The sequence below is a fragment of the Bacillus sp. ISL-7 genome (assembly GCF_018613065.1).
Genome location: NZ_JAGGQW010000035.1, coordinates 46,440 through 58,303, shown reverse-complemented (window position 1 = coordinate 58,303; position 11,864 = coordinate 46,440). Strand labels below are relative to the sequence as shown.

General features: G+C 41.0%; 10 protein-coding genes and 2 pseudogenes. 9 read left to right on the top strand and 3 right to left on the bottom strand.

The genetic code is table 11. The features are described 5' to 3' along the window. Positions 1 to 3 precede the first annotated feature (3 nt). Positions 4 to 861, top strand: coding sequence for a prephenate dehydratase (gene pheA, locus J7E66_RS13545; RefSeq protein ID WP_168245214.1), 858 nt, complete (start codon positions 4 to 6; stop codon positions 859 to 861). A 54-nt stretch (positions 862 to 915) separates the two neighbouring features. On the opposite strand, the gene J7E66_RS13540 is transcribed toward pheA, so the two are convergent. After that, complete coding sequence (locus tag J7E66_RS13540; protein WP_215000809.1) at positions 916 to 1,452, bottom strand: transcription repressor NadR; 537 nt, start codon at positions 1,450 to 1,452, stop codon at positions 916 to 918. A gap of 54 nt (positions 1,453 to 1,506) precedes the next feature. Then, positions 1,507 to 2,655: an IscS subfamily cysteine desulfurase gene (locus J7E66_RS13535; RefSeq protein ID WP_215000806.1), complete on the bottom strand. Its 1,149-nt coding sequence runs from the start codon at positions 2,653 to 2,655 to the stop codon at positions 1,507 to 1,509. Between the two features lie 206 nt (positions 2,656 to 2,861). On the opposite strand from J7E66_RS13535, the gene nadB reads away from it, so the two are divergent. The 4 genes and pseudogenes from nadB to safA all read left to right on the top strand — a co-directional run. Continuing rightward, positions 2,862 to 4,445 (top strand): L-aspartate oxidase, encoded by a 1,584-nt coding sequence (gene nadB / locus J7E66_RS13530; protein WP_215000804.1) that lies wholly within the window; start codon positions 2,862 to 2,864, stop codon positions 4,443 to 4,445. Beyond that, complete coding sequence (nadC, locus tag J7E66_RS13525) at positions 4,414 to 5,262, top strand: carboxylating nicotinate-nucleotide diphosphorylase (protein WP_215000801.1); 849 nt, start codon at positions 4,414 to 4,416, stop codon at positions 5,260 to 5,262. The genes nadB and nadC overlap by 32 nt, the downstream gene beginning before the upstream one ends. A gap of 1 nt (position 5,263) precedes the next feature. Then, positions 5,264 to 6,361: a quinolinate synthase NadA gene (gene nadA, locus J7E66_RS13520; RefSeq protein WP_215000798.1), complete on the top strand. Its 1,098-nt coding sequence runs from the start codon at positions 5,264 to 5,266 to the stop codon at positions 6,359 to 6,361. 163 nt (positions 6,362 to 6,524) lie between these two features. Beyond that, a pseudogene (safA, locus tag J7E66_RS32875) lies at positions 6,525 to 6,699 on the top strand (SafA/ExsA family spore coat assembly protein); the annotation flags it as partial. A 127-nt stretch (positions 6,700 to 6,826) separates the two neighbouring features. Here safA and J7E66_RS32870 read toward each other — a convergent pair. Next, positions 6,827 to 6,898, bottom strand: a pseudogene (locus tag J7E66_RS32870) (pentapeptide repeat-containing protein); the annotation flags it as partial. Between the two features lie 1,541 nt (positions 6,899 to 8,439). On the opposite strand from J7E66_RS32870, the gene J7E66_RS13510 reads away from it, so the two are divergent. From J7E66_RS13510 to ruvA, 4 genes are all read left to right on the top strand, one after another. Then, on the top strand, positions 8,440 to 9,429 hold the full coding sequence (locus J7E66_RS13510) for a phosphotransferase (protein ID WP_215000791.1): 990 nt from the start codon (positions 8,440 to 8,442) through the stop codon (positions 9,427 to 9,429). Between the two features lie 105 nt (positions 9,430 to 9,534). Next, a complete protein-coding gene (locus J7E66_RS13505; protein ID WP_215000788.1) occupies positions 9,535 to 10,230 on the top strand; it encodes a YhcN/YlaJ family sporulation lipoprotein in 696 nt (231 codons plus the stop codon). Between the two features lie 131 nt (positions 10,231 to 10,361). After that, positions 10,362 to 10,907 (top strand): intercompartmental signaling factor BofC, encoded by a 546-nt coding sequence (locus J7E66_RS13500; protein ID WP_215000784.1) that lies wholly within the window; start codon positions 10,362 to 10,364, stop codon positions 10,905 to 10,907. Positions 10,908 to 11,244: 337 nt separating this feature from the next. Next, entirely contained in the window at positions 11,245 to 11,856 is a 612-nt protein-coding gene (gene ruvA, locus J7E66_RS13495; RefSeq protein ID WP_168245206.1) for a Holliday junction branch migration protein RuvA, read from the top strand. Positions 11,857 to 11,864: the final 8 nt, after the last annotated feature.

The following is an 11,864-nucleotide window of genomic DNA, read 5'->3' as shown; positions in this document are numbered from 1 at the left end:
ATAGTGAAGGTTGGATATTTAGGACCAAAGGCTACATTCACAGAGTTAGCAGTGAAAAAGGTTTTTCAAGGATTTGAACTTGTGCCCTATCAGACGATTCCTGCAAGTGTCGATGCCATCGTAGATAAAGAAGTGGATCTTGCAGTCGTTCCAATTGAGAACGCTTTGGAAGGCTCAGTCAATATTACACTTGATTATTTAACACATGTTGTTCAGATTCCGATTATTGGTGAAATTACGTTACCTATTAAGCAGCATTTGATGGTTCATCCTGATAATATGGACAATTGGCGTGATGTGAGTAAGGTATACAGCCACTCTCATGCGATTGCTCAGTGCCATAAATTTTTACATAATCAATTAAAAGGAGTGCCGTTTGAGAGTGTGTCTTCCACTGCAGCAGCGGCGCAAATGGTAATGGAGCAGCCTGCCTTAAAAGCGGCCGCGATTGCGAATGAATTAGCAGCAAAAGAATATGGGTTGGCGATTGTCCAAAGGAACATCCATGATTTTGACTATAATCACACGCGGTTTGTGGTTCTAACAAAAGAGAATTTTGATTTCCAGGCCATGAGTGGTTCATCCCATTACAAAACGACACTGATGGTTACATTGCCTGAGGACGACCAAGCGGGAGCCCTTCATCAGGTGTTATCAGCGTTCGCCTGGAGAAAGTTAAACTTATCAAAAATTGAATCTCGGCCGATGAAAACTGGAATTGGCAATTATTTTTTCATTATTGATATCGAAATGGAATTTGATGAGGTATTGATACCTGGAGCAATGGCAGAGCTAGAGGCATTAGGCTGTAGTGTTAAATTATTAGGAAGCTATCCATCCGTTATGGTGAAATTGGATTAATAACGAAAGGACCCGAGTATTTCGGGTCCTTTTATTGTTCTGTCTATCAAGGCGCTATTCAATCATAAAACCTTCTGCCTTAAGGGCTGCTTCGGCTTTATCTAAGACTTGGGTGCTTGAGGCTGAAATGGTATGAAGGTGGATTCCTTCCGTTAACTCAGATAATAAGGAAGCTTTGGTTTTTTGCATGTTTTCCAAGAATTGTTTAACTTCTTGGCGATTTGAAACCATAATCGATGCGGTCAAATCTCCGTAAACCGTGTGTTCAATTCTTACATCTTTCACTAACACACCATGGTCAACTAACAGATTTAGCTCCCTTTCTGTGTCTTCCGGTAAATGTCTACATGCGATTGTTCTTTCAAAGGAATAAGTGCTGGAGTTTTGCTTTAAATAAATATAACCTTGGCTGGTTGCAATAATGGGTTCATTTTTAGCCTTAAGAAGAGTGATATCCCCGACGATCACCTGTCTGCTTACATTGGTTCGATTGGCAAGTTCACTTCCTGTCAGCGGGACAGGGCTATCTTTTAACTGTTGTAGAATTAAAGACCTCCTTTCCTCTCCCAATATTTTTTTTTGCTCGACCATATAATTCCTCCTATTTCTATTGCTGTTTACCTATTTTAGCATAGTTTAAATTTTTTATATAACGGAAGCAGCCTTGAAGGCATTCACGATTTTAACGATACTTTCCCCAAGTTGAATAACATCCTCCAAGCTAGTGGAATGGCCAAAAGAGATGCGGATAAACTCTTTAGCTGCTTCAGTCGATAGTCCTAGTCCCTGCGTGACTTTGGCCGGGGACTGCATGCCAATCTGACAGGCGCTGCCCGTTGAAATTGCGAACCCTAATCGATTGCATTCCAGCATCATCCATTGGCCCTCAATTCCGGAAATCCGAAGCCCGATAATACTAGCGAGCTGCGAACCTTCGTCACCTTGATAAATCTTCACTTGTTCCTTAATGGGCTCAAGCGTATCCATAAAAGCCTTCCGCAACAATCGATATTTATTATGATCCGCTTGCAAGCTTCCAGTTATTTTCTGTGCGGCAACTGTCATTGCGGCAATTGCAGGGACATTGACCGTGCCTGGACGGAATCCTTTTTCATGAGAGGTTCCTGGAAAAAATGACTGCCATTTAATACGGGGATCAACATAGACGCCCCCAATCCCTTTGGGTCCATAGATTTTATGCCCGGAAAAAGAAAAACTGCTGACATGCGGAGCAATTGATTTTAGATCCATTTTTCCAAAAGATTGAACAAAATCGCTGTGCAGATGAATAGTGTGATCCTGGCAAATTTTAGCGATTTCAGCGATTGGCTGGATCGTCCCAATCTCAGAATTAACATGCTGCAGGGTCATTAGTATGGTTTCTGGTGTAATCGACTTTACTAGTTGTTCAAGATTGATCAAGCCATTTGAATTTAACGGAAGCAATGTGATGTCATAGCCAGCTTCCTTTAGTCTGTTAAGGGCCCCATGGATGGATGAATGTTCCGCCACACCTGCGATAATATGATTCCCTTTCTTTTTAGGGGAGGATAACAAGGCTTCTATAGCTAAAAAATTCCCTTCTGATCCTCCACTAGTGAAGAATATTCCATTTTTATCAACCCCAACAAGATTAGCCAGTTCTTCACGGCAATTTTCAAGTAAGGCAGCTGATTGTCCTCCAATATCATGGAGGCTGCTGGAATTGCCAAAGTATTCAGTGGCAACTTTCAAATACACTTCGGCTGCTTCAGGATCTAATGGAGTTGTTGCTGCAAAATCAAAATATTTCATCATACATCTCCAATACTCGAATTTTTTTGGTTGTGGTAAAGGTCATTGTTGATTTTAAAGCATACGTTGATCGAAGCGCCCTTCGCTGCAATCAACAGCCATGGTTAACACTGTGATTTCTACTTTTCTATAAAAATACTTGTTTTTAGTTTAAATCTATGTAAATATATATGTCAAGACACCTGTTAGGTCAGGAGGATTATTAGATGACAAATGACGATATATTAATTATTGGAAGTGGAATAGCCGCTTTACAGCTGGCTGTACAATTAAATAATGAATTGAATGTGAGAATTCTCACAAAGGGGAAATTACGAACGGCGAATTCGTATCTGGCCCAAGGTGGAATTGCGGCAGCGGTGGGTGCTAATGACCATCCTTCTAAACATATTGTCGATACGCTTGAAGCGGGAAGATTTCACAACAATCGAGATGCTGTTCAGCAAGTCATTAATGCCGCACCAGATCTGATCAAGAACATTGCTTGTCAAGGGGATATATTTGATAAAGATCAATCGGGGGAATTGTTTCTTGGGATGGAAGGGGCTCACAGCGAAAAGAGAATTGTACATGGCGGTGGCGATGCCACTGGCAAAAACGTCATGGAGTTTCTGATTAGTCAGCTTAAGCGTAAGAAAAATATCACGGTCGAAGAGAATGTCTTCGCCTATGAATTACTGCTAAATTCCGAACAGAAACGTTGTATAGGTGTTAAAGCCAAAACATCAACAGGTGCGATTCAAAGGTTTTACGGTAATCATGTCATTATCGCGACAGGCGGCTGCGGACAATTATATACCTACACTTCCAACGCTAAAACAGTCAGCGGCGATGGAATTGCGATGGCTTATTTAGCCGGTGCTGATATCGTTGATATGGAATTTATTCAATTTCACCCTACGCTTTTATCTATAAACGGTGAAACAAAGGGGTTAATTTCTGAAGCCGTTAGGGGAGAAGGGGCGACCCTAGTTACCGAGGATGGTACTCCTATTATGGAGGGTGTCCACCCCTTAAAAGATCTTGGCCCGAGGCATGTGGTCTCGCAAAAGATCTATGAATTTATAAAAAAAGGCAAACAAATTTATTTAGATATAAGCAAAATTGAAGAATTTAGTAAAAGATTTCCTTCGATTACCTCTATTTGTGAGGACAATGGAATCCGTATCTCGGATGGGAAAATCCCTGTCGCACCCGGAAGTCATTTTCTAATGGGAGGAATTAAAACCGATTTAATTGGACGATCTTCGATTGATGGGCTTTATGCGATCGGTGAGGCCTCCTGCACCGGATTGCACGGTGCAAATCGTTTAGCTAGTAATTCATTATTAGAGGGATTATTTCAAGGGGAACAGTTGTCGAAATGGATCAATGAAGCGGGTAAAGAAACACAAGGTTTCGTGCAGGATTATTTTTATTATCCAACGAAGGAAGAAAAAATGAATTTGCCAACCATTGAAAAAATTAAAGGATTAATGATGGAACGGGTTGGAATTGTCCGAAATAAAGCAAATCTGAAAAAGCAGCAAGCTTGGGTTTCTCAATATAAGGCCGAAAAGATCCATTTAGATACTTGTTCAACACAAGACATGACCAAGGTTTTTATGCTGATCATCGCCAATCTAATCACAGAATCTGCATTGAAGCGGACAGAGAGTCGGGGCGGTCACTTCAGAAGTGATTATCCGAAAGAAGAAAATCACAGTTGGTTAAGGAAATCAATTATTCATAACTATAATCAGGGAATGGAGAAGTCCAATGAACACATTGAAACTGCGCTCGCAACTTGAGAAATTTTTTATGGAAGATATCGGGGAACAGGATATTACGACCGATCTAATATTTGGTGATAGCACAAATGGGGAAATTGTTTTTCTTTCAAAAGATGATGGTGTTTTTTGTGGAGAAGAAATTATCAAAACTGGATTTCAGCTGTTAAATAACGAAATTTCAACTCAAGTGTTTGTGAAGGATGGTCAGTTAATCAAATACGGCGACAAGTTAGCACATGTCTCTGGAAAAATAGCTGACTTATTAAAAGGGGAAAGAGTCATCCTTAATCTTATTCAAAGGATGAGCGGGATTGCTACCTTAACGCGTCAAACAGTTCACACCCTTGATAGTGGACATACAAAAGTTTGTGATACACGGAAAACTACGCCAGGACTCCGGATGCTTGAAAAATACGCTGTTCGCACTGGGGGCGGTTTTAATCACCGTTTTGGATTATACGATGGGGTCATGATTAAAGACAACCACATTTCGTTTGCCGGCTCGATTACCAAGGCGGTAGAAGCGATTCGCAAAAATGCCGGTCATATGGTGAAGGTCGAAGTGGAAACGGAGACGGAAGCACAGGTGATTGAAGCCGTAAATGCAGGGGCGGATGTCATCATGTTTGATAATCGGACCCCTGATGAAATTAAGGAATTGATAAAATTAGTCCCGGCTAACATCATTACCGAAGCCTCAGGCGGAATCCAATTAGCCAATATTGCTGATTTTCGGGATACAGGTGTAGATTATATCTCACTTGGGTACTTAACTCATTCATATAAAGCACTCGACATCAGTGTAAAAGTACTTTGGAATAAGGGAGATGAGTAAAATGAATATTTTGGCTACATTACAAAAAAATATCATGATTCCTGAAAAATACAAACAAATGACGAGAGAAGAACTTGAAAACCGTGTGACGGAGGTAAAGAAACAGCTCGGTTCACGTCTGTTTATTCCAGGTCATCATTATCAAAAGGACGAGGTCGTTCAGTTTGCTGATGCAACAGGTGATTCCCTGCAACTTGCACAATTATCAGCTGAAAATACAGAAGCTGAATTTATTGTTTTCTGTGGTGTACATTTCATGGCAGAAACGGCAGATATTTTAACAAGTGAAAAGCAAAAGGTGATCTTGCCTGATATGCGCGCAGGTTGTTCGATGGCTGATATGGCGGATATCCAGCAAACAGAAAGAGCATGGGAAACGCTCCAGGAAATATTCGGAGACACGATTCTTCCATTAACATATGTCAATTCAACCGCAGCAATTAAATCATTTGTCGGTGCACATGGCGGGGCTACGGTCACTTCATCCAATGCCGAGACGATGGTTAAGTGGGCATTTGAAATGAAGGAAAGAATATTATTTTTACCAGATCAGCATTTAGGCAGAAATACTGCCGCTGATTTAGGCGTAGGTTTAGACGATATGGCGATTTGGAATCCAATTAATCATGTCCTGGAATACGAAGGTGATTTTTCAAAAATTAAAGTAATCCTTTGGAAAGGGCATTGCTCGGTTCATGAGAATTTCACTGTCCAAAATGTTAGCGATACACGCAGTCAATATCCTGATATGAAAATTATCGTTCATCCGGAATGCCGCCGAGAGGTAGTGGAGCTAGCGGATATGGCCGGATCAACAAGTTATATTATCAAAGCGATTGAAAGTGCTGAGCCCGGAACAGCTTGGGCGATTGGAACGGAGATGAATCTTGTCAATCGGTTAATAAAAAATCACCCTGATAAAAAGATCATTTCGTTAAATCCGCATATGTGTCCGTGTCTAACCATGAACCGAATCGATCTGCCGCATTTAGTTTGGAGCCTAGATACACTAGAAGAGACAAATAATATCATTAAAGTAAGTCCTGAGATTGCTGAAAATGCAAAACTTGCGCTTGAACGGATGTTATTAAATTCATAATTAATATTAAAAAAGATGCAATTTACCAGATTGCATCTTTTTTATATTTTAGGGGGGATTCATATTCTTTTGAAAAATAGCATAAGTTTTTGTGAAGAAGGATAGCACTTTGCCCATTTTCACATAGACTATATGGACTTATGCCATAGGAGGGGAAATCAGAGTGAAGATCCATATCGTACAGAAAGGGGATACTCTTTGGAAGATTGCCAAGAAGTACGGCGTGAATTTTGAAGAGCTGAAAAAGATGAATTCACAGCTCAGCAACCCTGATATGATTATGCCCGGTATGAAAATAAAAGTCCCAACTTCAGGTGGAACGATAAAAAAAGAAGCACCTATGGGGACCAAACCTGGTACTACAATCAACTTAGGAGTTAAGAAAGAAAAGCCGCTTGCTGAGCAACCGTTAGTCAAAGAGAAACCCGTAAAAGAAGCACCGATTAAGGAAGCGCCAATCAAAGAAGCACCGATTAAAGAGGCTCCAATCAAGGAGGCACCGATAAAAGAAGCACCAATAAAAGAAGCGCCAATCAAGGAGGCACCGATCAAGGAAGCTCCAATTAAGGAAGCACCAAAAGCACCTTATACTCCAAAAATGCCTCTACAAATAGTCCCAGAAATAGATATCAACAATTATTACATGATGAACATGCAAAATATGACTGTTCAACAGCCGCCTAAACCTGCCAATATACTTCCTGAGATAAAAGAAGTACCAAAAAAAGAAGTACCAATTAAAGAGGTACCAATTAAAGAAGTACCAATCAAAGAAGTACCAATAAAAGAGACTCCAATAAAAGAGAATATTGTTTATGCTCCACCACCAGTCATGGAAGCACCTGTAGAAGTGGCACCGCAACAAGATTTTTGTGTACCTGTTACGCCAGTTATGCCTGGCCCTGGATTCTGTCCACCATTTGGAGTTGGTTTCCCGATGGAAATGAACCCGAACCCATTCATGCCTTACCCGCAAATGCAAGGTGGGGGTATGCCGATGCCAATACCTTACCCGCAAATGCAAGATGGTGGTATGTCGATGCCAATGCCTTATCATCAAATGCAAGATGGTGGTATGCCGATGCCAATGCCTTATCAACAAATGCAAGATGGTAGTATGTCGATGCCAATGCAGCCAAGTGGGTATCCTGGTAATGCTCCGTCAGTTGCAGGTGCATCGTTTGTAGCGCCGCATTTCGATGATGAATCATCATCCTTTATGCCGCAGCTACCTGTTATGAACCCAGCGTATAATCCTAGTGCTGTAATGGGTGCGCAATCACCACAGCAGCCAATCGGTTACCCTTCAATGGCCCCAGCAGCTTTTGGTCAAATGCCACAAGGTGGCCAACAAATGCCAGCAGGACATGGTCAAATGCCAGGAGGATATGGTCAAATGCCAGCGGGCTATGAGCAGCAAATGCCAGCAGGGTATGGCCAACAAGTGCCAGGAGGATATGGTCAAATGCCAGCGGGCACTGGTCAGCAAATGCCAGGAGGATATGGTCAAATGCCAGGAGGATATGGCCAAATGCCAGCGGGCTATGACCAGCAAATGCCAGGAGGATATGGTCAAATGCCAACAGGTTATCCAATGGAAAGCCCTTCAGGATTCGAGACACTACACAACCCAACTGACTTTGCTCCATATCCAGTAATGCCTGGAAACCCGTTCGGAAATCCAGCAATGGCTAATCCGTATGGAATGGGTGCACCATATGGCCAAATGCCATACGGATACCCGCATATGGGTGGTCCAATGAGTGCACCTGCAGGCTTTGGAACACCAGAAATGGAGGGACCAGGTCCATTCATGCAGCAGCCAAATCCAACACAGGGGTTACCAGTAGGAACCGGAGCGATGGGGGATTGCGGCTGTGGAGCTGCACCAGCTGGAATGCCTGGACCGGAAGCCACACCGCAGCCAGCAGCCATGCCAACAAACTTTGTACCGCCAACGCCGCCAATCTATAGCGCACCATATACAGGACCTGTTAATGCTGCACAGCCTCCTTATATGAATCCATATGGTATGGGTCCGGTTGGAACAAGTCCTTACGGTATGCCGGGTTACCAAGATGAGAGCCTTTAATACAGCAAATAATAAAAAGGGAGACGATGATTATTTTGATCGTCTCCTCTCTTATTTTCAATCAAAGTTCTATGATAGAATCCTTCAGATGATTCCGATTCGAAAATCCGTTATTTTTTTAAGAACGAATAAAAATGATTATGTCATAAAAGGGTATCATACCAACAGTAGACTTAGACTCCAAGAAGCCTTTACAGCAACATTGAAAAAAGAAGGGTTTAAAAAGACATATTTGTTTTTAACATCCCCAGTGAGAGACCAGCTTTTTTTTGAGGGAACTTACTTCGGGTGTATGGAGTACATTCCGCCGAATAAAAACGTATTTTCTTTTCATACTCATAAAAATCGCCAAGAAGGAATGGAGTTATTAGAGCAATTTCACCAAACCACAGCTTCGTTTGAATCACGCTATCGAACCTTACTGCCAAAAGGGCACCTTATTGAAAAATGGACAGAAAGGTTAAATGTTTTCTCCAATAATCTTCCCTATCTTGGGTATTTTATCAATGAGCTCTTCATCTCGGAAATGTTGTCTTGGGCAAAATGGTCACTTGAAGGTATGGAAAATAATCGTGTCTTTTTTCAAAAAGAACCAACCGTAATATTGCATGGGGATGTAGCCCATCATAACTTTTTAAGGGATACAGAGGGGCAGTTACATCTCATTGATTTTGATTTAATTAGTATCGGACCCGCATCATTTGATTATTTACAATATGCAAACCGAATTTTGCCTTTTATCGATTGGTCATTTGACAGACTGTCGAGCCTTAAACAAATTAAAAAATACTTACACGAAGAGGCTTTTTTATTTGCCTTAGCCTATCCCGCCGATATTTTTCGGGAATGGAATCGAATGATCCGTGAAAAATCGTACACAGATCATACAAAATATAAACAGGTAATGGACTTAACCATTAGTCAGTTTTATGCAAGAAAAAAGTTTATTGACCACCTAAGGGAGTTATTGGACTGAGCAGCTTTGGAATTTTCCGTCTGAATGAAATCCCCCCGAAAATAACACCCTATTAATGAGCATGTTAAGCTCATGCTCAGGATGTTAATGGAGGGGGTTTTTCGCTTGAACAAGAAGCAGTGGATGATTCCTCTTTCAGCCGCATTAATGTTGGGGCTGGCTGGATGCGCAAATGATAATAATCGTGCGGGTGTTAATAAAAACAATAACAACTCGTTAAGCCCGGTTGGATATTATTCCAATGAAAACCACCCAACTTCAGATAACGATTTATTTAGGGATGATGACGGGGCAATAACGGAAATGATGGACCATTCTCTTGGGGATGAGGATCAAGTTACAAATGAAAACAGAAGAAGGCAGCTTCAATCACGAGACGAAAATGGAAATCCAAAAAATCCATCATTACCTTTAGCTTCCAAAGACCGTAATTTTTTCCAACGCGATAATCGTTTTAGTACAAGCGATATGAACTATCATGGTCATCTGAATGTAAAAAATGGAAATGCCGGGGTTGTTACGGATCCTGACTTCCAGGATAATTTTACTAATAAAGTCAGAAACAAAGTAGAAGCGATTCCGAATGTACAGACCGTAAGATCCGTCGCTTATGGAAATACTGTCATTGTTTCAGTAGTGTTAAATGATCAAGATAAAGCCGCTGCTACAAAAAGTGCAATTAAGAGAGCTGTGAGGCCCTACGCAAACGGAAGAACGGTAAAGGTCATAACCGATGAAGGAACCCTTGGCCGCGACCGCAATTTCAACAAAGATAATCAGCACGAAAAGGGCGGAAGGTAATTCCTTCCGCGGTAGAGGGCAAAGCTTACGGGCTTTGCCCTTTTAATATTGCATGAAGGATAAAAAGGCAAAATAAGGCTAAACTAGTACTGGATAGATTGTTCAATTTTTAACAATAAGAGGTGAGTAGCATGAGGTATAAGTGGATGGCATGGTATCGGAATAGTCTCGCCGGATTCGCTGTTCTTCTCTTCATGTTTATTTTTAATGCCAAAGGAATGACCATTATCGCCACTGCTTCACAAATGGATACCCATAAAAAGACTGAACCTTTACATGTAACCGTTATTTTGGAAAGGGTCTATTTAGATGGGGAAATAAGTCAAGAAGTAGTCCACGAGACTTGCTGGTCTGCCGAGAATTTCTGGGCAAAATATGACCAATGGCAGCTGGCTGATATCGATGATTCGACCATGGTATTTCGGAGACAGGTCAATGACATATCACCATTGCTTAAAGCGAATGGCTTTTTTGGGATAACAGAAGATGGTGTTTTGAGCATTTTTAATGGAAGACCGGACCAATTGAGAATTATTCAATCATTTTTTCAAATAGATATTAAGAAGTTGGAAAGTACGAAGCAGGAAGAACTTCTTCAAGGTATACCAATCAAAACAAAAGATCGATTTGTTGAAGTTTTAGAGACATTTAAGCCTTATTCTTTAAAAAAAGAATAGTAATATCACCGAATCAGACTGATGCCGCCACTTCAGCCTGGTTTTTTTTTTGAATTCTCTTTGTTCGAGTCGTAATTTTGTGAATCTTAATGATTTATTAGCGGAAAATAGAGTTTAATGGGCGAATTTTGAGGTTTAATGAGCGAATTTCGTCATTCAATGAGCGAATCCAACTCTATCAGCGAATCCCAAACTTCAATCAGCGAATTTCTCAGTTCTATCAGCGAATCCCGAATTCCGAATAGTTTGATGTTTCGTCTACCAGCCTATTTTCTACAACTAACCTAAAATTGTATGATAGAATGAAATACAGTGAAAAACTAGGGGAGAGAATGTAGTGTACGAATTTATAAAAGGGACCGTCGATTTTGTCGGACCAGAATATATAGTTGTTGAGAACAGCGGCATTGGCTACCAAATATCTACACCCAATCCGTTTATTTATGCTAGTAAAATGGAAACAATGGTAACAGTCTATACCTACCACTACGTTCGTGAGGATGTAATGGCCCTGTACGGCTTCGAAACAAGAGAAGAGAAAAAGCTTTTTACAAAATTACTAAATGTATCTGGAATCGGTCCAAAAGGGGCGTTGGCCATCCTTGCTTCCGGTGAAGTACAACAGGTGGTTACTGCCGTTGAAAATGAAGATGAAAGCTTCCTAGTCAAATTCCCCGGGGTCGGCAAAAAAACAGCCCGGCAAATGATATTGGACTTAAAAGGAAAATTGCAGGATATCGTTCCCGACTATTTCCCCAATTTATTTAATACCGACCAACTTCACTTACATACACAAGCAACCAACTCGAACTTGGAAGAAGCAATTCTTGCTCTGAAAGCATTGGGTTATTCCGAAAAGGAAATCAAAAAGATTTCACCTGAGTTAAGAAAAGAACAAATGTCAACGGACCAATACATTAAGAAAGCCCTTCAGCGGCTTTTAAAATAGGTGATGAT